This window comes from Rhodanobacter sp. MP1X3 (assembly GCF_014207165.1).
In the GTDB taxonomy this organism is placed as follows: Bacteria; Pseudomonadota; Gammaproteobacteria; order Xanthomonadales; family Rhodanobacteraceae; genus Rhodanobacter.
This window is the reverse complement of the sequence record NZ_JACHCO010000006.1, coordinates 330,073-351,093: the sequence shown is the minus strand read 5'-3', so window position 1 is coordinate 351,093 and position 21,021 is coordinate 330,073. Positions and strand designations below refer to the sequence as shown.

Annotated in this window: 21 protein-coding genes; 9 read left to right on the top strand and 12 right to left on the bottom strand. The window is 57.5% G+C overall.

What is annotated here, in order from left to right:
- The first annotated feature begins 187 nt into the window (after positions 1-187).
- From HDE79_RS17115 to HDE79_RS17105, 3 genes are all read left to right on the top strand, one after another.
- Positions 188-544, top strand: coding sequence for a hypothetical protein (locus tag HDE79_RS17115; protein WP_184603649.1), 357 nt, complete (start codon positions 188-190; stop codon positions 542-544).
- A 25-nt stretch (positions 545-569) separates the two neighbouring features.
- Positions 570-875 carry a hypothetical protein gene (locus HDE79_RS17110; RefSeq protein WP_184603648.1) on the top strand — a complete coding sequence of 102 codons (306 nt, stop codon included), beginning with the start codon at positions 570-572 and terminating at the stop codon, positions 873-875.
- A gap of 142 nt (positions 876-1,017) precedes the next feature.
- Positions 1,018-1,863, top strand: a complete 846-nt coding sequence (locus tag HDE79_RS17105; RefSeq protein WP_184603646.1) for a DUF2971 domain-containing protein — start codon at positions 1,018-1,020, stop codon at positions 1,861-1,863.
- Positions 1,864-2,226: 363 nt separating this feature from the next.
- Here the strand turns inward: HDE79_RS17105 and HDE79_RS17100 are convergent, their stop codons facing one another.
- Both HDE79_RS17100 and HDE79_RS17095 read right to left on the bottom strand, forming a co-directional pair.
- Positions 2,227-2,373, bottom strand: a complete 147-nt coding sequence (locus HDE79_RS17100; RefSeq protein ID WP_184603644.1) for a tautomerase family protein — start codon at positions 2,371-2,373, stop codon at positions 2,227-2,229.
- Between the two features lie 168 nt (positions 2,374-2,541).
- A complete protein-coding gene (locus tag HDE79_RS17095) occupies positions 2,542-3,408 on the bottom strand; it encodes an alpha/beta hydrolase (protein WP_221440225.1) in 867 nt (288 codons plus the stop codon).
- 287 nt (positions 3,409-3,695) lie between these two features.
- Here HDE79_RS17095 and HDE79_RS17090 point away from each other — a divergent pair, with 287 nt between their 5' ends.
- Positions 3,696-4,247 carry a TetR/AcrR family transcriptional regulator gene (locus HDE79_RS17090; RefSeq protein WP_184603640.1) on the top strand — a complete coding sequence of 184 codons (552 nt, stop codon included), beginning with the start codon at positions 3,696-3,698 and terminating at the stop codon, positions 4,245-4,247.
- 249 nt (positions 4,248-4,496) lie between these two features.
- Here the strand turns inward: HDE79_RS17090 and HDE79_RS17085 are convergent, their stop codons facing one another.
- Positions 4,497-5,243: a glucose 1-dehydrogenase gene (locus HDE79_RS17085; protein ID WP_184603638.1), complete on the bottom strand. Its 747-nt coding sequence runs from the start codon at positions 5,241-5,243 to the stop codon at positions 4,497-4,499.
- Between the two features lie 104 nt (positions 5,244-5,347).
- Between HDE79_RS17085 and HDE79_RS17080 the strand changes: the two genes are divergently transcribed.
- Entirely contained in the window at positions 5,348-5,740 is a 393-nt protein-coding gene (locus HDE79_RS17080; RefSeq protein ID WP_255483763.1) for a helix-turn-helix domain-containing protein, read from the top strand.
- Here HDE79_RS17080 and HDE79_RS17075 read toward each other — a convergent pair.
- Both HDE79_RS17075 and HDE79_RS17070 read right to left on the bottom strand, forming a co-directional pair.
- The gene (locus tag HDE79_RS17075; RefSeq protein ID WP_184603636.1) at positions 5,737-6,060 is read right to left on the bottom strand and encodes a hypothetical protein; all 324 of its coding nucleotides are present in this window, start codon (positions 6,058-6,060) and stop codon (positions 5,737-5,739) included. The two genes, HDE79_RS17080 and HDE79_RS17075, sit on opposite strands and share 4 nt — an antisense overlap.
- An 18-nt stretch (positions 6,061-6,078) precedes the next feature.
- Positions 6,079-6,231: a hypothetical protein gene (locus tag HDE79_RS17070; RefSeq protein WP_184603634.1), complete on the bottom strand. Its 153-nt coding sequence runs from the start codon at positions 6,229-6,231 to the stop codon at positions 6,079-6,081.
- A gap of 245 nt (positions 6,232-6,476) precedes the next feature.
- On the opposite strand from HDE79_RS17070, the gene HDE79_RS17065 reads away from it, so the two are divergent.
- The gene (locus tag HDE79_RS17065) at positions 6,477-7,142 is read left to right on the top strand and encodes a glutathione S-transferase N-terminal domain-containing protein (protein WP_221440210.1); all 666 of its coding nucleotides are present in this window, start codon (positions 6,477-6,479) and stop codon (positions 7,140-7,142) included.
- A gap of 9 nt (positions 7,143-7,151) precedes the next feature.
- Here HDE79_RS17065 and HDE79_RS17060 read toward each other — a convergent pair whose 3' ends face one another.
- Positions 7,152-7,862: a DUF899 family protein gene (locus tag HDE79_RS17060; RefSeq protein ID WP_184603632.1), complete on the bottom strand. Its 711-nt coding sequence runs from the start codon at positions 7,860-7,862 to the stop codon at positions 7,152-7,154.
- A gap of 493 nt (positions 7,863-8,355) precedes the next feature.
- On the opposite strand from HDE79_RS17060, the gene HDE79_RS17055 reads away from it, so the two are divergent.
- Positions 8,356-8,730, top strand: coding sequence for a hypothetical protein (locus HDE79_RS17055; RefSeq protein WP_184603631.1), 375 nt, complete (start codon positions 8,356-8,358; stop codon positions 8,728-8,730).
- Between the two features lie 122 nt (positions 8,731-8,852).
- On the opposite strand, the gene HDE79_RS17050 is transcribed toward HDE79_RS17055, so the two are convergent.
- The 3 genes from HDE79_RS17050 to HDE79_RS17040 form a co-directional block, all read right to left on the bottom strand.
- Entirely contained in the window at positions 8,853-11,183 is a 2,331-nt protein-coding gene (locus HDE79_RS17050; RefSeq protein WP_184603629.1) for an alpha-amylase family glycosyl hydrolase, read from the bottom strand.
- Positions 11,184-11,611: 428 nt separating this feature from the next.
- The gene (locus HDE79_RS17045) at positions 11,612-12,823 is read right to left on the bottom strand and encodes an alginate export family protein (RefSeq protein ID WP_184603627.1); all 1,212 of its coding nucleotides are present in this window, start codon (positions 12,821-12,823) and stop codon (positions 11,612-11,614) included.
- 109 nt (positions 12,824-12,932) lie between these two features.
- The gene (locus HDE79_RS17040; RefSeq protein WP_184603625.1) at positions 12,933-13,769 is read right to left on the bottom strand and encodes an SDR family NAD(P)-dependent oxidoreductase; all 837 of its coding nucleotides are present in this window, start codon (positions 13,767-13,769) and stop codon (positions 12,933-12,935) included.
- A gap of 232 nt (positions 13,770-14,001) precedes the next feature.
- Between HDE79_RS17040 and HDE79_RS17035 the strand changes: the two genes are divergently transcribed.
- Positions 14,002-14,784, top strand: coding sequence for an alpha/beta hydrolase (locus HDE79_RS17035; RefSeq protein ID WP_221440209.1), 783 nt, complete (start codon positions 14,002-14,004; stop codon positions 14,782-14,784).
- Positions 14,785-14,836: 52 nt separating this feature from the next.
- On the opposite strand, the gene HDE79_RS17030 is transcribed toward HDE79_RS17035, so the two are convergent.
- The 3 genes from HDE79_RS17030 to HDE79_RS17020 form a co-directional block, all read right to left on the bottom strand.
- Positions 14,837-15,232, bottom strand: coding sequence for a hypothetical protein (locus HDE79_RS17030; RefSeq protein ID WP_184603623.1), 396 nt, complete (start codon positions 15,230-15,232; stop codon positions 14,837-14,839).
- A gap of 798 nt (positions 15,233-16,030) precedes the next feature.
- The gene (locus HDE79_RS17025; protein ID WP_184603621.1) at positions 16,031-17,398 is read right to left on the bottom strand and encodes an FUSC family protein; all 1,368 of its coding nucleotides are present in this window, start codon (positions 17,396-17,398) and stop codon (positions 16,031-16,033) included.
- 150 nt (positions 17,399-17,548) lie between these two features.
- Positions 17,549-19,237, bottom strand: coding sequence for a S53 family serine peptidase (locus HDE79_RS17020; RefSeq protein WP_184603619.1), 1,689 nt, complete (start codon positions 19,235-19,237; stop codon positions 17,549-17,551).
- A 917-nt stretch (positions 19,238-20,154) separates the two neighbouring features.
- On the opposite strand from HDE79_RS17020, the gene HDE79_RS17015 reads away from it, so the two are divergent.
- On the top strand, positions 20,155-20,760 hold the full coding sequence (locus tag HDE79_RS17015; protein WP_184603617.1) for a 2'-5' RNA ligase family protein: 606 nt from the start codon (positions 20,155-20,157) through the stop codon (positions 20,758-20,760).
- Positions 20,761-21,021: the final 261 nt, after the last annotated feature.

Below are 21,021 nucleotides of genomic sequence, written 5' to 3'. Positions count from 1 at the left end.
CTGTTCTTCTGAAAAACGCTTCTTCACGTCCGATCTCCTTGCGTTATGGGATCGGACTCTAAAGCCTCGTGCTACTCAATACCGGGGAGACGTCGTGTGAATACTAGAGGACTGCTTGCAACTCGTAGCGGACATTGTGAATTACTAAGAAATTTTCTTCCTAAAGCATCAAGGATGAACAAGGCAAATGAAACTTCTCAAGTTTCGCTTAATCATGTGCATGGTGTTTACAGTTTCTGTTTCTAGCGGATGCACAGAAAGTTCTGGGTACAACATTGGCGGCGTCATTGCGCAGATTCCAGCACCAGACAATTTCAGGCCGCTCAAAGACAAGGCGCCGAAATTTCGCGAAATGATGGTAAAAACGTTTCGATCGGCAGCTCTAGTGGAGTTGTATTTGACTGATCAGGATTTATCGTCGGTTGCAAAAGGCTCTAGCGGTTACCGAAACAGCTCACTAGTCGTCAAGGTTCCGCTCGCGACTTTTTGGAGAAAATCTGAGCGAAGAGGATTTCAGGAATCTAGCGAACCAAAAAGTCGTTGATGCGGGCAAAGACTTTGGCGAAGGTATGCGTGTAGAAGAAAAAAGGTTCAAGGGATTGAATTCTGATGTCGATAATTCCAAAATTTTCCTTACCGATGAAAAGTGGCTCGGAATATTTCTAAATGATAAAAACGAAATAGGAGTTGCCTCTATCGTTTCCTTACATCGCGGGATTGATGTCAAAAAGAGTTTGGGCGTAGTAATAACATCCCGGTTGAAAAGCCGCTTGGTGATTTTTCAATGCGACTCATTTGTTGGTGGCGACGCCGACATCAAGCCACGGGAAAATATTTGCTCATCTTGGGTTAGCCACGTCTTGGCGCAAAATTAGAATATGACCGCTTCCGAAGAGGACATTCTTCTTGTGCGCGGCATAATCAACGCGATGGAAGCTACTACAGGGGAAGCAAGTGCCGCGAGATCACAACAGGAACGCGTTTTACAAGTTCGCCACAAGTAAAACTGCACAAGCCATGATCGAACAAAAAACGCTCAGGTGGACGAGTCCGCTAAGTTTCAATGATCCGTTTGACACCCAGACGCGCATCGTCGCGACGAACCTAGGCGCGGAGCGATTCGCGCACGCGTTTGCAGAGCGATACAGAGAGATTGTATTCAACGACGAATTGCCCGCTTACTTTAAAGCCGACAATGAGTTGCATCGTACCGCGGCCTTGATGCGTAAGGCCTCGGACGATGACAAGCACAAGGCTATCAAGCGGTTCGGCGGGTACGCACTAGAGATGACTGAAAATCTCGATCAGCACTTAGCTAAGTACTCTGGCGAGGTTTCATCTCACCTTCAACACGGGCAAGTAATTTGCCTGACTGAAGACATCAACAACGTCGTGATGTGGTCGCACTACGCCGAAGACCACAAAGGCGTGGGATTCAAGTTTAGAGTGCTAGACGAACTGGATCATCCATTCCTCCTTGCGAGGAAAGTTAACTACTCTCGTGACTACATCAACATGGGCACTCCCGATGAGATCGCCGACCATCTATTTGGGGTGAGCGTCATCGATATGGTTGCCCTAAGTTGGGAATTGGTCTATCTAAAGCACGAAAATTGGGCGTACGAACGTGAATGGCGTTGCTATTGGCCTCTCCTAGACAGGGATGCTCCGGCAGGCTTCACGGACCGCAGGCAGGATGCGAGGCTTTTCGATTCGGTCTATCTCGGATGCAGTATGTCTGATAACGAGGCCCAAAAATTTGTTGAGCTTGTGCGACACCACTTGCCAGCCACCCCTGTGCTCAAGGCTCGCAAGAGCACGACAAATTTTGATCTTCAATTCGATCTGATCTATACCCCCTAAACGTCCTAGGCTTCACTTGAATGTATATGTGCTGGATGCATTGAGCACTTATGACCCATGCGTGTACTTAGCTGGCCGGGAATGTCCGCTTCTGGCCGATTTCTGCCCGTCGCGTCGGCATCCTGCCAGAACTGGGCTGATCCGAGTGCATCGCCGGAGCGTAGGATTCATGAGCCTGGGGTGCGAATTCGAGAGCGCTCCAACTGGGCCGGTTCGAGAGCATTTTGGGTGGCCGGATTGAGAGCATTCCTGGTGGCGGATGTGAGAGTGGAATCGTTGGCGGGTTTGATCGGAATACGCAGCCGATCAAGTACGAACTCGCTGTCCAGGCACTATTGTAGAGACAGAGGTCATTTCCTCCATTTACCCCTTGTCGATATCAGCCTTGCTGCGCGATCCGACGCCCCAGTGCTCGGGCTCGACCTCGGTCAGCAGGATTCGGATGGAGTGTTCGGGCACGCCGAGCGTGCGGATAGTGGCTTCGGCGACTTCCTTGAAGAACGCGTTCATCTGCGCGGCTGCCTGTTAGATACTGGTTTCTGACATCGCGTGTTTCAAAAAATGCCCGTGCCTGATGCGTATGGCGCGGGCTGCCGTCAGCGAGACAGATCGGGTGCGCGTCGCCCGGATGCTGTCCCGCTCAACGGATTGTGCGCGGCGAAGAAGCGAAGCATTGCTTCACGCAAGGCTGCCCACCTTGCGTGCGAGGAAATCGTGCATCAGAACCGCGATCTCTGCAGCATGAGTTTCCAGCGCAAAGTGGCCGGTGTTCAAAAGATGCACTTCCGCATCAGGAATGTCGCGCTGATATGCTTTCGCACCGGCCGGCAAAAAGAACGGGTCCTTGTCACCCCATACCGAGAGCAGCGGCGGCTGGTGCTTGCGGAAATACGCCTGCCACGCCGGATAGAGCGCCACGTTGGTGCGATAGTCCAGCACCAGGTCCAGTTGAATATCGTCCATCCCCGGGCGGGCGATGTATGCCGCATCGAGGGTGTAGCCATCCGGTGAAACCTTCAGTGGATCGGCGCCATGCAGATACTGCATTCGGATGGCTTCGGGCGACAGCGCATCACGGCACGCAGCACGCGTCTGCTCTGAAGGTGCACGCCAATAAGCCTGATACGGTGCCCACACGTCGCTCAAGCCCTCTTCATAGGCGTTGCCGTTTTGAGTGATGATCGCGGTGACGCGTTCGGGGTGTGCTGCGGCAACGCGGAAGCCAGTCGGTGCGCCGTAGTCGAAAACATAGAGTGCGTATTTGTTCAGACCCAATGCTTCGGTGAAGGCAGTAACAACCTGCGCGAGATGATCGAAGCTGTAGTCGAACTGGCCACGCGGCGGCGCCTTCGTGTTGCCGAAACCTGGCAGATCTGGTGCGATCACGTGGTAGTCGCTGGCAAGCAGCGGGATAAGCTCACGAAACATGTGACCTGCGGTGGGGTAGCCGTGCAGCAAGAGCAATACTGGAGCACCCGGGCGACCGGCTTCCCGATAGAAGACGTCGACGTCGCCGAGCTTTTTTGTCTTGTACGTAACAGTCATGGAGGAATTGTCCTGTATTGAGTTTGCGGCTGAAGGCCGCTTCGAGGGAAACGCCGATCGCTGCATGGCATTGCCGATACGCGCCGTAGCCAGTGCAACCGATCCAAATACGGCGCTACCCAGCAGGCCGCGTCGCTTTGCGTCTACGATCTTGGTTTCTGGAGAAAGCGGGGATTTCATGTAAGTTCCTTGATTCAGAGGTGGTATCGGCTGACGCATGACTTGCATTGGCAAGCTATTGCCATGAAAATACTACCGACCGGTCGTTATTATGCGAGCAGATATTCATGAAAACAACCCTTGATCAAATCGTTGTCGAGGCACGCGAGCTTTTTCGCGAGCGCGGTTACGCGGGTGCATCCATGCAAGACCTCGCCGAGCGCGTGGGTCTGAAAAAAGCGAGCCTGTATACGCGCTTTCCCAGCAAGGAGGCGCTGGTCGAACCCGTGCTGGCGCTTACTCTTGAGGAGACGTTTGCCGATCTCGACGACGATGCCAATGATTGGTTGGGTAGCTACGAAGCCGTGTTGAAACGGATCGCCGCCGCACTCACCGATCGCGCGCGCTGCGTCGGTCTGCATCTCGCCTATGGCGTGCAGGCGGATGCGCCTGATGCGTTGAGTGCGGTGAGAAAGTATTTTGCCGCGTTGCGGGACGGTCTGGCTGCCATCCTGAAACACCCGTTGAGCGCGAAGCGAGCGACAACAGTTGCTACCGACGCACTTGTTCGTCTTGAAGGCGCGACACTGTGGACGGTGATCGCGAACGATCCTCAACCCATGCAGCGTGCGCTTAAAGCCTTGATTGCCGAGGCACGCGCGCTAAACGCGTCGCCGTAAGCCGGAACGATCCGGCCGCTCGACCAAAGCGGCATGAACATTGGGTCTCATCTTTGCACCGGCTTGAAGCGATCTATGAGTCACCACCTGATCGACGCTCTCCGTGGATTATTCATAGCGCGGCCTCAATATGGGGCAACGATCGAGTACAGCGCACCATAAAAAAGACCCGCCCATTTCTGGTCGGGTCTTTACTATCCAGCCAATGCGCGCTCTTGCGATGCGTGCGTCAGTGTTGGACTTTATCGATCAACGCACGCCGCCGCCGGCAAGCAGCTGTTCGCCGGTGAGCCACGCCGAATCGTCCGAGGCAAGGAACACGGCGATCGAGGCGATATCGTTCGGCTGGCCGACCCGTCCCAGTGGAGTCTGCGCGACGATACCGGTTTCCATATCCGAACCGATGAAGCCGGCCGAGTGCGTGCCTTCGGTTTCGATGATGCCTGGATTCAGTGCATTGACGCGGATTTTGCGTGCGCCCAGTTCACGCGACAGTACGCCGGTGATGGCATCTACCGCACCCTTGGTACCGGTGTAGATCGCGCTACCTGGCGGAGTGATGCGACTGACGACGGAGCCGATGTTGATGATGCTGGAGCCTTCGCCGAGATGCTTGCTGGCGGCCTGGGTAGTCAACAGCAGGCCGAGTACGTTGATGTTGAACTGACGATGGAACTCTTCTTCAGTAATCTCCTCGAGCGGGGAAAATGCGTAGACGCCGGAGTTGTTGACCAGGACATCCAGTTTGCCGTAGTTCGTGATGGCCGCGTCGACAATGCCCTGTGCTTCGGCTGCCTTGGAGACATCGCCCTTGACGGCAACCGCCTTGCCGCCTGCTTTGTTGATCTCGGCGACGACCTTTTCCGCACCTTCCTTGCTGGAGGCATAGTTCACGACGACTGACGCGCCAGCGGCGGCGAGCGATTTTGCAATGCCCGCGCCAATGCCTTTGGATGCGCCAGTGACGATGGCGACTTTACCGGTGAGCTTGCTCATGACGTTTCCTTTGATGGGTGGTTGGCGAAAAGTGCTAGATGGGTTCTTAAATCCCATAGTTCGTAACTTATGAACTATAGAACTAAATGTCAAGGGCTGCTAACATGATCACCATGAGACCGCTGATTCACCCATCGATCGAAGATGTCACCGTGGAGGGCATCCTGCATGCGCTCGCCGATCCGGTGCGAGTGGCGATCTATGCGGAACTGGCGAGTTCCGCCTGCGCCAATATCTGCTCCAACTTTCTGAAGGTCAGTGACCGCAGCATCCCCAAGTCCACACTTTCACAGCACTTCCGCGCGCTGCGTGAAGCCGGGTTGGTGCGCAGCGAGCGACGCGGCGTGGAAATGCACAACACCACGCGCTGCGATGAAATTGAAAAACGCTTCCCCGGTTTGCTCGCTGCCATCATGAATGCCCATCGCATCCAGTCTGCCGACTGCGCCCGCGCCGTCAAACGCCAACAAGCGGCTGCCAGGAAGCAGGCCGGTTAACTAGCGACGCTTCTGGATTGGCGACGACGTCGCCTCCAGCGTTTCCAGCGGTGTTCGATACAGAGGAGTGCTCGCCGCGTGGGGCGGCGCAGAAACGGCACATCCTGTACGAGCAGCAGCAGGCCCAGTGGCAGCATCCAGAGGCCAAGCAGCGGCAGGATACTGAAGACGCCACCGAGCATCAGCAAAAGTCCGATGGGAATGCGCACCCAGCGTGAGGATGGTTTGCGCAGCCAACGGAGCGTGCGGTTGGCCCAGCCCGGCAGTTTCTCTCCCCAACGGTCGAGCTGGTGATTCAGCCGCTGCTGGTCCCTGTTCAACGCGTCGCCATGCTGAGTTTACTGGCCGCTGGGTGGCGTCTTGCTTGCATCGTCTGATGCAGCCTTGGCCGCCTCGCGCTCTTCACGCTTGCGCGCGTCCTTCTCTTCCTGCTGTTTCTTCTTGGCGAGTTCGCGCTGACGCTTTTCGAACGAGTAATTGGGCTTGGCCAAGGGGGTATCTCCATAAAGGGCGGCCCATTGTAGTGGTCAGAGCCTACCGAGGCATCAGAACGCGCATTTTCCCCTGTTGGCGAAGAGAGCGGCGAATCTGCATAAATCCGGTAACGGCTTCCGAGTGCGTTATTTTGAGCTTGTCGCGTCCACGTTTGAGTTGCCTCACAATTCATGTCGAAAGTATCGCCGCGCATTGGACAGATACAAGTACAAGCCGATCGATCTGCCGATGAGGTGAAGCCTTGACCATTGAAGATGACAACACAGTCCGGATCTCGGTACCTTGCATCGTCGGGCGTAGCAGTTCGCACTTTACCCGTCTCGTGCGCGTTTTCGCGCAGGAACTGGGCGTGGCCTGCGAGTTTGCTCCGGTCTACGACCTAGCGTCGCTGGATAGGCGCGACTTCGCCGGAAATCCTGCGCTCAAGCTCCCTGTGCTGAAAATGGATGATGTGGCGATCTTCGGTGCCGAGAACATCTGTCGTACGCTTGCGGAATCCGCATCGGAGCGCCGACGGATTGTCTGGCCCGAGGACGTGCGCGACGCGCAAACGCGCAATGCGCAGGAGCTTGTCTGGCATGCCATGCAGGCGCAGGTGCAACTCGGCTTCGGTACGCAGATCGCGAAACTGCCGGCGGACAGCATCTACTTCGCCAAGGCGGCAACTGGCCTGCGTAATGCTCTGGACTGGCTCGATGAAAAGCTGCCGCCGATCATCGACGCGTTGCCGCCACACGACATCAGCATGCTGGAGGTCTCGCTTTTCTGCCTTATCGAGCACCTGGCGTTCCGCGCGACGATCCCTCTGACGCCCTATGGTCATCTGACTGCGTTCGCGCACGAGTTCGGCCAACGGGCATCGGCGGAACAGACGCCGTACATGTTCGACGTGCCGCCCGGCGGCTAGCCGCCGGGATCAACCTGGGTAATCGAGCTTCGGATACCAGTTGATGCCACGTCCTTCAGGTGTGACGTCGAGGATGGTCCAGAGCGGCATCAGGTCCGGTGCGCCGCGTGGATCCTGGCCGGGATCGGCGCTTTCAACCCCCATTTCGCCAGACCAGAAGTGGCGGATGCTGCCATCGCGACGGGTGAACACGTTGAACGCTGAGTCATCGCCGCCGTTCTTGTCGATGCCGTGGTAATCGCGGCTGTAGTTGCCATTGGTATCGGAATACAGATTCAGGTTCCGCCAGCCGCGTTCCTTCGCGAACGTCGTGAGTCGCTCGATTGGCGAGCGTGCGACCACTGCCAGCGCGACGCGTTGCCCGATGTCACGTGCCTCGCCTTCCCACGCACTCAGCAACGACGTGCACATCGGGCAGGGCCGCTCGCGCTGCGGGCCGAACATGTAGCTGTAGACGACCAGGGTTTGCTTGTCGCGGAACAAGTCAGCGAAGTCGAGTGCTCCGTCTTTGCCCTCGAAGCGATAGTCGCCGGTTACCTCGCCGCCCGGTGGCAGTGCACGGCGTTGCTCGGCGACGCGTTCGATATGTCGGCGCAATTCGATCTCTTCGGCGAGCAGCGCATTGCGTGCTTGGCGGTAGTCATCGCTTTCATTCGGGAAAATCATGCCGTTGCGCTTCGCCAGTTCGGCGGCGGGAACGAAGGTAGTAGCGTGCGTCATGGTCAGTCTCCTGTGGTTAGCGGATTTATCGCGTTCGGCTGCGCTGAGCGGGGACAGCAATAGATACGACGCGCCTCGTCGGTGGCACGTGCAAGCGACGAGCGCGTCAGCTGTCGTTGCGGTATTCCTTGACGACGAACGAAACTGATGGAAATCGACATTCGTCCGGAAGTTGTTGAACGGTAGTTAGACAAATCGTTCATCCGACAAGCTCGATCTGTGGGATGCGTCTGATCGACCCTGGATCCTGAACGTGATACTGGCGGAGCATCGATTACCCGTTTCGGGTGGTTTATGATGATTACGAAAGGTGTGGCCGGCGCCCTTCAGAAATCTCCCTTGTGGCCGATAACCGGTGAGTCGCCTCTGCCACCGAAATCTGTATGGCATATGTCTTTGCCCTTTGCTGCAACTGCTAGCCAAGCTGTTGCATGCCGCCTCAGGGCGTCGGCACTGACGTTGTCAGTACCTGCCCAAGGGAATGTTTGCGTATATGAACCATTACAAGCCGCCGACGAAAAAGCCAGCCAACCGCGTGGACTGGAGCGATCCGCACCTGGAATCGCTGTTGCGGAAGACCGAGAGCTGGAAGCTTGATAATCGCGGAACCTTTCCACCGGAAGAGGTGCAGATTCATATCGGTTGGGCCGCCACCGTCGGCAAACCTGCCTTGCTGGTCTGGGAGCGTGATCAGGCCATGGTGCTGGAAACTCGCTTTACGCTTCAGGATGGCGAACACATTCGTGTAGATAGCCATCAGGGTGAAAGCATCCGCACCGTGTGGGGCGTGGTCATCGAGGGCCGCGAAGGCAATCGCGCCGAAGATCAGGCCAATGGTGTCCACGTGTATTGGCTGCATGTCCGCTAAGGGCGAGCCGAGCGGCGGTCAAGCAGTTGCCGATAACCGATAGGATTGACACGGTCAGCGGTACACGAAGACCGTGCTCAAGTCGCAATTCCGGAAACTGCATTCTCTCCGCGGTTTTCTGATTACTTCGAGATCAGCAGCAGCAAGGACTGACCACATTGGCTGTAGGTGGTGCCCGAACCGCCAATCAGGCTTTCGTTGCCGGGTGTGACGAAGGTATTGGCGCCGTCGTTCCAGTTGCAGGTGTCGGTCACGCGGTACCAGTTCGTGCCGGTGGGTGGCGCGGGCAAGGTGAACGTGACGCTGCCGGACCAGCCGTTGTAGGCGATATAGATTGAATTGGCATCGCCGAACGATGAGCCGTTGATGGTATAGGCGATCGAGTAGTTGCTGGTGTTGTTCCAGTAGCTGCTGGTGGCCGCCGCGCCGCTCGGCTGATACCAGGCGACCTGGTTGCTCGTGTACCAAGTAGCAGGGCGCAGTGCGGGATGCGCCTCGCGGAATGCAATGAGCCGCTGGGCGAAGGTGTAGAAGTTCGACTGATTGGTGCTCCACGTGTTGGTCAGCCAGTTGGCCGTCGAGTCGAGGTTGTAGGCGTTGTTATTGCATTGAAGCGTGCGTAGATATTCGTCGCCGCCCTGCATCAGCGGTGTGCCGGCCGAGAGCATTTCGAACGCCATGCCAGTGCGTGCCGCACGACGCTGGTCGAGCGCCGTACCGGTGCCGGCCGACATGCCCTGATCCCAGCTGTAGTTGGTGGTCGTGCCGCCATCCGATGGGCCGTATGGCCACGCCTGTGCATTGCTGGAACCGTTGCAGGCATAGACGTCGTTGAGAGTCAGGCCGTCATGGACGTCGATGAAGTTGGTCGAGTTCCAGGGCGTGCGGCCGCTGGCCTGGAACAGATTGGACGAACCGGAGAAATCGTTCGCGTCCTGGCTGATGGAGATCGTCATGTTGCCCAGCTCGTTCTGCGCCTGACGCAGGCTGTCGCGAAAACTGCCGTTCCATTCGGACCAACCTTTCGGAAAGCCGCCAAGTTGGTAGGAATTGCCACCGATCGCCCAGGGCTCGGCATACAGATCGAGCCCACTGCCACCGGCCGCCGGGCGGACGGTGAATTCACTGAGGATGCGATTGATCGCGACATTCGAATCGGCCGCGTCGAAGTTGTAGCCGCCGTTCGGGCAGTTGGGTGCGGCGGACGTGTAACTGCCATTGAGGCAACTGTTGCCCAGCACGGCGGCGAGATCGAAACGGAAACCATCGACACCCATCGTGTTGGTCCAATAGGCGAGGGAATCGACGATCAGGTTCTGCGCGACGGTGTTGTAGGTGTTGTAGTTGGCGCCAATGCCGGTGTTGTCGTAGTAGTACTGGTTGCCTGAGGTGAGTTCGTAATAGGTTGTGTTGTCCAGGCCACGCCAGGAAGTGATAGTTGCCGTGGTGGGATCAGAGCTGCTCCACGTGCCGCCTTCGCTGGTGTGGTTGTAGACCACATCCATGTAGACCTTGATGCCGGCGTTGTGGAACGCCTGCACCATCGCCTGGAACTCGGCGGTGGGACCGCCTGCCGCCTTGTTGTAAGCATAGTGCCGGTCTGGTGCGAAGTAGTCTTCGGTCATGTAACCCCAGTAGTTCTGGTTCGCGTCCGAATTAGGCGCGACGTCGTTCGCGTCGTTCTGCGTTTCCTGCATCGGCAGAAATTCGACGGCGGTGATGCCGAGGCTGGCGAGTGCGGCGGCCTTGAGTCCGGCGCCGCGGTAGGTGCCGCGATAAGCGGCCGTGATGCTGCTGTCCTGCTCGGTCAGTCCGCGCACATTCACTTCGTAAATCACGTCGTCCTTCTGCGCTCGCGTCGGCTTGGTGCCGGTGCTTTGCGTACTTGGTACCAGCACGATGCCTTTCGATGCATATGTGCCACTGTCGGTATTCCGGTAGCTGGCGCCCGAAGCAAAGATGTCGGCATTCTGGTTTGACGCGTTAAGCGGATCCTGGCTCATCTCCTGCGCGTAGGGGTCAAGCAGCAGCTTGTTTGGATTGAAGCGGTTGCCACTCGCATCAACATCCGAGATGAAGCCTGCCGCCGAGCCTTTGCCCCAGCTCGCGCTGTAGGGCCAGTTCGGCCCCCAGGCGCGATAGCCGTAATACACCGATCCGGTAATCCCTGCCGCCTGGATCGACGACACCGGCACGGTGACCGACCAGACCCCATCGCCAACCGAGCTCAGCACATAATTCGCGGAATCCTGTACGCCGTAACCGCTGGCATACAGGTACAGCATCATTCGCGTGGCCTGAGAGGAATAGACTCGGAAGGTGATGCTGGTTTTCTGGGCGTTGTAGCTCGCGCCAAGCGTCATGCTGTTGATGGCAGCATGTGTGGGCATGATCGGAGCGCCGGCGAGGCTGACACAGACGAGCAACGCGGCGAGAATCTTTGGACGCTTCATTCGGGTCTGCCTCCATCCTGTTTCGTTGACGATCAGGTGCTACAGAGTCGACGTGATGGAGCGTATGTGAGGTGTCGGGACAATCTGGCGTAACGGGCTGCGTTTGCCGCCGTGATGTCAAAGACCACTACTCATCGCACGTCATGGGCGCGATAGAAGTCATGCGGCGCTCAGTGCATGGATAGTAGGTAGCATCGCAATGCAGCAACCAGCGTCTGCATACGTATTCATTGAAAAGAGTTCGGAGATTGCGAGGAGATAGAGCTTTTTGCTTTGTCGTCTCAGCGGGCGTGTTTTTGCCTTCCGCTGCGGCTCGGCGAAGATGGATCGCCGAAACAGGCTTTGTGGGCGCACATGGCTGCGGGCGAGCTCGAGTTTGCCTTGTCGTTCTCTATGGAGTGCTGCTTGTAGCAGCGTGCCACAAGTGGCTACATCATCTGCTTGCCATAGCGATACTCCGCCAATAGCCAGAGCTTGCGCTGGTTCACGGTGAAGCTGTCGGCGCGGTAGTCGCCGTACTGCAGCTCGAGGGTGAAGCGCGTACTGACCTGCGCTTTGACGCCGACATCGGTCTCGCTGCCGTAGCGCGCACCGCCGCCGCTTTGCGGATCAAATTCGTGATGGGTCACCAGCCACGTGAGCGAGTGCCAGGGCAAGACGCCATAGAGGCCGGCGTAGCGATCGCGCAGACCATGTGCCGGGATGCTGAAAACGCCGACCCAGCCATCGAAGCTATGTCCCGAGCCGTAGGCGATGTTGAACGCCGTTTTGCCGTCACCGCCCAGCGACTCTTCGCCAAGACGTCCAGAAATGGCGGGCAGCCCGTAGCTCAACTCGAACAGGTGATAAGGCAGACTGAAATGCGCCGGGTTGTTGGCGTAGTCGTTCTGATGTGCGCCTTCGAGTGTCCAGCCCAGGTTGGTGCCGGTGTCGGCCAGCGGCGCGGTACCAGTCCAGCGCGCGCCAAACGTACGTACAGAGTTCTTCGCCAGAGTCAGGTTTTTCACGAAGTAGCCGTAGGCAGTCAGCTGCCCAAGCGGAAGCACCTGATCAAGGTGTATCAGGTGACCGTCGAGTTCCCATCGGCGCTGGGTGTAGTCGGGAAAGTCCGCGCCGACGGTGCGATTGACCTGATTGATCCAGTCGTAGCTCAGCGTGGTTTTGTCGGCGAGCTTGACATAGGTGGTGATGCCATCGAACGACTGTGGATTCTGCCGCCAGTAGTTCGGGCTGAAGAAACGATTGTTATCCAGGTGCAGGTATTGCCGTCCGACTCGAATGCCGACATCGCCGTTGTCGTAACCCAGCCATGCGCTGCTGAGTTCGGTCGAGCGCGGGTCGGGCTCGGCCGGATACGGTGTGCGACGACCGGTGGTGTCGTCGTATTGCCGACCGAATAGTGGCTGTACCTTGGTAACTTCCGCGTACGCCGCAAGGTGCGGTGTAAATGCCCAGAGGTAGCCGAGTTGGAGCCGCAGCGTGTGTGCGCGACCGGTCTTTTCGAAGCTGTCCGAATGCAGGGTGCTGTCGCGATAGCGTAGACCCAGGTAAGGCGAGTTCACGTAAGTGTTTTCATCGGCATGGATCACCGGAGAAAATACGATGGCGGCGGCAAGGGCTGCGTAACGTGGGATCGTCATAGATGATTTATTTGGCGGTATGGACGTCCGTTTTATCGTGTATTGGCTATTCGTCAAAAACATATTTCGTCATATCCACATGACCGTGCGGCATGTGTGATCAGCTACATCAGTCTTTCATGTGGTCAGCAAAGGCTTGTTTGTAATCCGGATGCCAGCGTGAGAGCGCGGGGCGGTTCTTGATAATGTCATCGGCAGCCCAGCGAATGCGCTTCTCATCGGTGACGCGCGCCACGTCATTGTCGGGACACAGGATGTAGAAATCGCCGCGCGCGAGCGCTGGCCACATGAACTCAACGACTTGCTCGGCCGTCCACGCGGCGGCTGGCTTTTCCTTGATGCCGCGTGCACGGGTAAGTCCGGTATAGGTAAAGCCCGGGATCAGCAGGTGAGCGCTCACACGATCGTTCGTCGCCAGCAGCTCGTGCGCCAGCGACTCCGTCAGCGCGCGCAGGGCAGCCTTGCTGACGTTATAAGCGGTATCGCCGGGCGGCAGGGTGATGCCCTGTTTCGAACCGGTGTTGATCACCATGCAGGGCCAGTTCACGCTAATCATGTCAGGCACGAACAGCTGGATGCCGTGCAGCACGCCGCCGACGTTGATATCGAGCGTGGCCTTCCACTTGGCAATATCGGCGAACAGACCATCGCCACCTTCACGTGCGGCGTTGTTCATCAGTACCGACACTTCGCCGAACGCATCAGCCTCGGTCTTGACGCGCGCCATATCTTCGCCCCGGCTCACATCGGCCCTCACTGCACGCGCGTTGATTCCGGTCGATTTGAGATCGGCGACTGCACGTTCCAGCGAATCGGCGTCGATATCGACAAGCACAATCCGCATTCCGGCTTCGCCCAACTTGCGGGCCGCGGCAAGGCCAATGCCACTGGCAGCACCGGTGACTACCGCAACGCGGCCGGAAACAACAGCAGAGTGGTTCGACATGGTCGGTTGCTCTTCGCAGGAAATGTGATGAGTAAATCTAGCGGCAGCGGTGTGATCGTTTCCTGTTGATCAAGCTGCGGTTCACTGGGGGAAGCTCGGATACACCATGCAGCGCGTCAAGCATTGCGACTGCCGAGGTGGTTAGAATCGGAGGCTCTGATGCCGCGACCGTGGGGCCGCGACGCGCAATGAGGAGAGCTGCATGCCTTAAGCCGCCGTCAACGGACAGAAGTTGTATTACGAAGATACCGGCGAAGGTGCGTCAGTCCTGGTGTTTTCGCACGGTCTGCTGATGGACCACACGATGTTTGCGCCACAGGCCGAGGCGTTCAAGCATCGCTATCGCTGCATCAGCTGGGACGAGCGCGGCCATGGTCGCACCGCCAACAGCGAGACATGCGAGCCTTTCAGCTATTACGATTCCGCCGACGATCTGGCGGCCTTGCTCGATTATCTCGGTATACAGCGTGCGATCCTGGTCGGTATGTCACAGGGCGGCTACCTGTCATTGCGCGCGGCGATCAAACATTCGATGATCGTACAGGCGATGGTGCTGATCGATACCCAGGCGGGTCCTGAGGATCCAGCGAAGATGCCAGGCTACGCAGTCATGATCAACGACTGGGTGACCCATGGATTGAGTGACCAAACGGCGGCGATCCTCGAACACATCATTCTCGGCGATGGCTGGGGCGGAGCGGCGGCCTGGAGGGAAAAATGGGCGGCGTGGCAATCGCACAATCTGCTGCAATGCTTTCACACACTGGGCTCGCGCGATGATATTCGCGACATGCTTGGTACAATCAATGTCCCAGTGCTGGTGATCCACGGCGATGTTGATGTGGCGATTGAGCCAGAGCGAGCCAGGGCCATGACGGATGCGATGCCCAACGCGTGCATGGAGCGGATTGTCGGCGGCGGACACGCGTCGAACCTCACGCATCCCGATCGAGTCAACCCGTTGATCGAGGCTTTCGTTTCACAGCTGAGCCGGCCGCTTCATCACATGGGATGATTGTGAAGTACCCTGGTGCGTGACATTCGCCCATCCACACGTTTGGGTCCGACTACTGCGTCAGATTGAGCTCGAACGGATCGAGGTAGGGCGCACGTGGCGGTGCTGGCACTGTCCGGTTCTCCAGCACGCCGGTGATGCAATCGGCAAGGGTGCCTTTCGGTTCAAGCACGACGCGGTAGTGCGTCGCCGACGTGAACTCGAAATAGCCATGCAGAGAAGGCTGGCCCGGATTTTTCATCGCGCAGTCATGCATTGCCGAGACCAATCCAGGAAGGCTCTGCATGGCCGTACCCAACTGCTGATCGTACCTCGCACCTGCGCCACCTGCAGCGTTGGCCTTTGCCTGAACGTATTTTTGTTCAAACGTAGACGTCTGTGCATGTGAGTAGAGTGGCAGGCCGATGCAGATCATGGTGACGAGCAGGGTGATATATGGATTGCGCATCTGTGACTCCATTCGGATGTTGTGACACAACAAAAGGGTTGAGCAAGAGTTCTGGATTCTGTCAAAGCAGCGATCAGCTATCGAACTGTTTGAATACGCCTGACGTGATATTTCCGTTTCCGCCGAACTGGGCTGCAACAGCTATCGACCTGCGGAAATCGGTGGTGGCATGCTTGGCTTGGCTTGAAGTTGTTGTCTTGCCAACTGCAGACGAACAACTCGCTCAAAATCTGCGCTCGCCCGCTCTGGCTGACGGCGACAAATGCCACTGATGTTCCGAGCTATCTGGATTGGTGTGACCAACAACCCCCAGGGAAACCCCCACCATCCCAAAGCGGCGGCGTAAAACGCGCTGCCAATTTGTCCCCGGCGGCCGCAGCGACGGCAGCAGACACTGCGCTGAGTGTGCCATTGCGTCATCAAGACGAACGAGTGAACGCGGTGATGGGAGTGAACATCGATGGGGCCATCCTGGCGCTTGCAACGAGGGCATGGGCCGTTACGCCATTGCTCCACATATTGCTGCAAGATATTTGCGGGAATCTGCTCTGCTGCCCTATGTAAAGGATGTGACTTGCTGCAGCTCGCGCCGCAATAGCGATAGCCTTCCATCGTGCGGCCACCGAACAAGATGGATTTGCCGCAGTTATTGCACTGGCTCATGGTCATTCCCTGAATTTCCCCAAGGCAAAAGTACTTGATTCGGAGATGATTTCCAATTGACGGCGCAGGTCATTGGGACCGGGCCGATTTTCGGCGTTGCGGCGCAGCCTTGGCTTCCTCTCTCAGCGCGCGCAATCAAGTCAGCAAACGGCGCAGATTTTCCAAGGCCTCTCGGATATCTTCGGGTGCGCGCATCGCCTTGCGCGCGGCGCCAAGGGTTTTGCGCACGCCGCCGGGTGTTTCGCCGCTCTCGATTAGCGTGACGGCATGCGCACGACAGGCAATCAGGGCGTCTATCCAGTCCGCCGGCTGCACGGTGCGTAAGTGTCGTGTCACCAGTCGGCTTGCGCGGAATGCCGGAGCGACCTTTTCGACGCGAGCGAGTGCCTCCACAAAATCATTGGATGGGCGCGTTGGCGTCACGGGGTCCAAAGCGTCGGCCAGCGTGGCCAGCGCATCGGCGATCCGCCGGCGCAACACGCCAGTGGATCGAACGGGCAGCACGAACCACGCGGCAGCTACGCCGATAATCGCGCCGATAACGATTTCCTCCAGCCGCAACCAAAGGACGTGCTGTGCGGAGGGGCCTTCGATGCCCTGCAGCAGCGCGAGCGCCAGCGTGACAAATAGCGCCCACCACGCGTAGCCAAGTGGACGCAACCACATGCCAAGGAACACCGCGGCAAGCATGAGCACCACCGTTGTCGCATCATGCGATCCGGCGTGAACGGTAAACGTCAAAGCCGCAAGCGTGCCGGCACCAGCACCGAGTACCCGCAGCACGCTTTTGTACGCGACATCCAGACGTCCCTGATTTCCGCTGCCGACGATATAGGCGGTGAGCACGATCCAGGCCCATCGTTCGGCAAAGAAGACGTAGCCGACGATAAAGGCCACAGCAAGAGCAATGCCCATCTGGATGGCCATCCGGCTGCTTGCCATCGGGCGCATGGAGCTGGTTCGCGTTGGTGTTTCAGCTACTTCTTTCGATATACGAGTGGGCGGCAGCCAGTGCAGGCGACGGGCGAGCAGATGAAACGCGGAGACCCACAGGAGCGCCAGCAGCGCGACGATGATCGGCAGAAGTAGGGCCATCCCGTGGCCGACGCGCGTTGTTGGCACGTAGGGTGTGGTGAGGATGACGACAAAGGGAAGTGCAATGAGCGATCCAGCGCGACGCACCATGGGGCCGAATCGTCGCAACCAGATGGACAGCGACATGCCCGCGACGAAAACCACCGCGCCGATCCACGGTGCGCGATGCAGCAGTGTGGCGACGCCGAGCGCGGCAAGGCTGACGGCGGGTAGCGTGATCGCGGCCTCCAACCGGCCACGCAGGTCCCGATCGAGCTGGCTGCGCGACAGCGAAAGGCAGAGCACGATCGCGAGTATCGCTGGGCCCGGTTCCGGGTCGATTGTCAGTGTACACAGCATTGTGGCCAATGCCGCCAGCATGGTCACGATGGCTTCTCGCAAGGAGCGGAAGATTACGTCAGCGGTCATGGCTTAGTGTTGCTCCGCCCTTGTCGATGCTTTGGGAATGACTCTCGGACGAGAAGGTAGCAATTACTGCCTGTGTGCCGCCATAAAAAAGACCCGGCTGGTTGGCCGGGCCTTTTTTCCCCAATGATGCGCATCCCTGCGCGGGACAAGTTACTGCTTGGGCGTCGTGCCGCTGGTATTGTTGGACACGCGCGAAATGGCATTCGTGCTTGCGCTGCCGATGTTCGCCGATACGTTGCCGACATTGAGGCTGCCGAAACCGGTGGTGTAATCCCAGCCCACGGCGGCGGTCTCACCGTCGTTGTTGCCGGATGTGACGTCGTGGAAGTCGCCCGAGTTGGCAGCGGCATCCGCGTAGATCAGTGGTGCGGCAAAGCCCAGGCTGCCATTGGCCTGCAGAATGCGCGCCCACGAACCGACGAACAGTGGTGAAGCGAGGCTGGTGCCGCCGATCTGTTGATTGGTTTGCCCGTCGACGACGACCAGCGAGCCAGTGTCCGGACTGGCGTCGAAAGCCACGTCCGGCACACCACGAAAGCTGGAGCTGCCGTTTTGCCCTACGCCCTGCTGCCAGCTGGGAATCGACTCGATCGTGCTGGGGCTGCCACCGGTGGCGCCTTCGTTCTCGCTGAGGTTGTTCCAAACGGTCTCCCTGCTGAAAGTCGTGGTGTTGGTGGTGTACAGCTCAGTACCACCCACGGCCACCACGTAAGGTGAGCTGGCTGGATAACTTGGCGTGATACCGCCATTGCCACATTCATCGGCACCGGAATCGCCAGATGAAACCGAGAAGGTTTGTCCTTGCGACTCGGCTTGCTCAAAGATCTGGTCGTCGGTGGAAGTGGCTGCATCTGTCTCGCATTCGCCCAGCGACACATTGATCACCGGTACGGCGTTGGCCGACACCACGGCGTTGTAATCGGTGCTCAGATCGGCATCGCTTAGCGAAGCGGCGTCGTACAGAACAAGTTGCTGCACGCCGCCAGTCATGCCGATGATGTCCTGCGTATCCAGGTCCCACTCGCCATCGCCGCTGGTATCGCTGCTGCCGCTGCCGACGACCTGCACGCTGACAGTGGACAGTCCGTTGTTGGATGTAAACGTCTGCAGGTCGCTCTCGACGTTGCTCATGCTGCCTTCGGTGATCACGCCGACCGAAATGGAGGTGGCAGGTGCAAGATTGCTGGCATTGTAGATCGAGGCAAAATCAGTTGGGTTATGCGCGACCGCCGAACCGCTGGCATTGGTATGCACGGCATTGGGGTTGATGCGCTTCGCGAACGTATGCGCAATATGCACGTTCTGCAGACCGACGACTTCCAAAACAGAGCCCTGCAGTGATGCGGGAATCTTGACATCATTATCGTTGGCGTAAGCATCACGACCATCATGCGTATGTACATGCACGAAGGTGGTGTTGAAGGCGGCCTGCGCCGTATCGGCATGACCGTAACCCTCAACCAACATGCGATTCGGCGCGATCGTCACATGGGTGAAGCCGGCCTTGGTCATATAGGCAGCAACGGCTTGTGCCTGCGCAGTGGTGGGGGAGTACTGGGCACCGAACTGCGCGGGGGTAAGCGGCTTGTGTCCCGGTGTCTTTAGATAACTCTGCAACTGCGCCTGATTGCGCAACTTCAGCGACATCACCACGTGCATCGGCTGCGAGGAGGCCAGTGCCCCAACGACCGTATCACCTTGACGTAGCGTGGTGGCGTGCGCGACGGTCATCAGTGCGGAATTGCCTATCGCGCTGCTCGGCGAATCGGCATGGACGGACGAGACGACGGCCAGACTGATGGCGGCGATCAGTGTTTTGGTACGAATATGACTTGGCATTATTTCTTGACTCCCACTATTTCGAGGACAGCCGACCCTGCTGCGGTCGCGAAACCCCATGACAGTTGTGTCGCGCGCTAACGCGACGGCGTAATTCGAGATTGCCTGGCGATTCCTTGAGCTTCGACGGGCTGCTGACCCCCTGCAGTCCTCATGCAGGCAGTGCCGACGTAACGCTCGAACGTCGCATGATTCCAACCTCATGGTATGCGGCGAACTGGAACCATTCGTCGCGTATTCCCTGTGACGAATGCCGACAAACTAGTTCACTGGAAAATAGGTGTCTATAAGAAATAATCAGAGATATAATTAAATTTCTATATGCAAATTAATTAGTATTCATAATCGTGAGTATCGAGTAAAATTTAAGTTACGCAATAAATCGTATTCATACTTTATTAATGGTCAATAATAAAATTATTTATTTCGTAATTGACTTGATTGCACGCCAGTGGCGAAGCCGACCATAGACGTCGGCGCTGACTCGTGATTTGGCTCGCGCGATAGGGTGTCCGCCACGCTGCCCCGCATCCACGTGGTTCTGACGCTACTACCGCCCACACGTTGTGTGCATTGTCGAGCCGTCAAGACGGCTCGCCTAAAAGGCGTGTGTGTCGATGGGTGGCAATGCAACCCGACACGCACCTGCACCGGTAGCGAGGGTTCAAAAAAGGCGATTGCCCCGTTCATAAAGAGCGGCAGGGCTGTTTATTGCCGTCAGAGCGCATGGGCCCGTGTACCAAACCGGAAGATTTCGTATAGTCTTAGTCTGATGCGCATCACATTTTGCTGGTGCGGGTGAATACGCATCGCTCAACTTGGCCGTGACTCTAAAAATGTCGGTTTCCGCTCATGGCGCGTTTCGTGGCTTGTTCGGTCGTGACTGATGCAATCTGTACCTGTGAGGTAGTGCGCTAATGGATTCGCAAGCCGAGTTCAAGCTATCCCCAAGCCGCCGGCTGCTGGACGGCGTCAACATGTTCTTCGCCATACTTCCGGATAAGGAAGCCAAGGCCGAGATCATTCGCATTGGCGAGCGCTTCGTGAAGTCGCATCGGCTTGGGGCCTCGTCAGTCGATATCGATCGATTGCACATCACGCTTAGTCCCATCGGCAAACCGGATCGCCTGCGTCAACCGTTGGAAGGTGCTTTACTGGCCGCCGCAGAAGAAGTACGAGTGAAAGAATTCAAGATCACGCTGGATAGCGCCATGCGCTTCAGCAGTGCAGGCAAGGATGGCCGGTTTCCGTTTGTGCTTTGCGCGGATACGCTCACGACCGAAGTGACGCTGAAGTTGCGCAAAGCGCTGGCCGATGCGCAATATGCGCAGGGACTGCATGTCGCTGGCGTATCAAGCTATCTACCTCATGTAACGTTGCTTTATGCACAGGGCGTGGAAGCCATCGAACAGCCGATTCCGCCGATCAGCTGGATGGCCCGCGAGTTTGTGCTGATCCGCAGTTTTTTCGGCCAGTCCAAACACGAAGTGATGGGTCGCTGGCCACTTGGTTCGGGAGATTGATACCAGTGAGCTATGTGCGTTGATCGCGTGCGATCCAGCTACACGACGGATCGCTCGTCGCTAGCGATTGACAGTGCCGTGCTATCGAAATAAGTCGCGCAAGATCATCAATGATTTCCGCAATTTTTAATGCGGGGTCTCGCACCTGTCACACAAATATGGACGGTGATCGAACAAAATGTTGCTTGTTGTCAGTCGATTTGTTGTCTACTGCATCGGCTGAGCGAACGCGGTGGGATAGATGCACGAATCTCTCTTCAG

Bases quoted from the DNA above. Each gene is read 5' to 3' on its own strand.
- HDE79_RS17015 (WP_184603617.1), top strand. From the start codon at position 20,155: ATGGATTCGCAAGCCGAGTTCAAGCTATCCCCAAGCCGCCGGCTGCTG.
- HDE79_RS17090 (WP_184603640.1), top strand. From the start codon at position 3,696: ATGAAAACAACCCTTGATCAAATCGTTGTCGAGGCACGCGAGCTTTTT.
- HDE79_RS17025 (WP_184603621.1), bottom strand. From the start codon at position 17,398: ATGACCGCTGACGTAATCTTCCGCTCCTTGCGAGAAGCCATCGTGACC.
- HDE79_RS17020 (WP_184603619.1), bottom strand. From the start codon at position 19,237: ATGCCAAGTCATATTCGTACCAAAACACTGATCGCCGCCATCAGTCTG.
- HDE79_RS17055 (WP_184603631.1), top strand. From the start codon at position 8,356: ATGAACCATTACAAGCCGCCGACGAAAAAGCCAGCCAACCGCGTGGAC.
- HDE79_RS17080 (WP_255483763.1), top strand. From the start codon at position 5,348: ATGATCACCATGAGACCGCTGATTCACCCATCGATCGAAGATGTCACC.
- HDE79_RS17095 (WP_221440225.1), bottom strand. From the start codon at position 3,408: ATGACTGTTACGTACAAGACAAAAAAGCTCGGCGACGTCGACGTCTTC.
- HDE79_RS17060 (WP_184603632.1), bottom strand. From the start codon at position 7,862: ATGACGCACGCTACTACCTTCGTTCCCGCCGCCGAACTGGCGAAGCGC.
- HDE79_RS17045 (WP_184603627.1), bottom strand. From the start codon at position 12,823: ATGACGATCCCACGTTACGCAGCCCTTGCCGCCGCCATCGTATTTTCT.
- HDE79_RS17085 (WP_184603638.1), bottom strand. From the start codon at position 5,243: ATGAGCAAGCTCACCGGTAAAGTCGCCATCGTCACTGGCGCATCCAAA.
- HDE79_RS17030 (WP_184603623.1), bottom strand. From the start codon at position 15,232: ATGCGCAATCCATATATCACCCTGCTCGTCACCATGATCTGCATCGGC.
- HDE79_RS17110 (WP_184603648.1), top strand. From the start codon at position 570: ATGCGTGTAGAAGAAAAAAGGTTCAAGGGATTGAATTCTGATGTCGAT.
- HDE79_RS17100 (WP_184603644.1), bottom strand. From the start codon at position 2,373: ATGAACGCGTTCTTCAAGGAAGTCGCCGAAGCCACTATCCGCACGCTC.
- HDE79_RS17050 (WP_184603629.1), bottom strand. From the start codon at position 11,183: ATGAAGCGTCCAAAGATTCTCGCCGCGTTGCTCGTCTGTGTCAGCCTC.
- HDE79_RS17040 (WP_184603625.1), bottom strand. From the start codon at position 13,769: ATGTCGAACCACTCTGCTGTTGTTTCCGGCCGCGTTGCGGTAGTCACC.
- HDE79_RS17105 (WP_184603646.1), top strand. From the start codon at position 1,018: ATGATCGAACAAAAAACGCTCAGGTGGACGAGTCCGCTAAGTTTCAAT.
- HDE79_RS17115 (WP_184603649.1), top strand. From the start codon at position 188: ATGAAACTTCTCAAGTTTCGCTTAATCATGTGCATGGTGTTTACAGTT.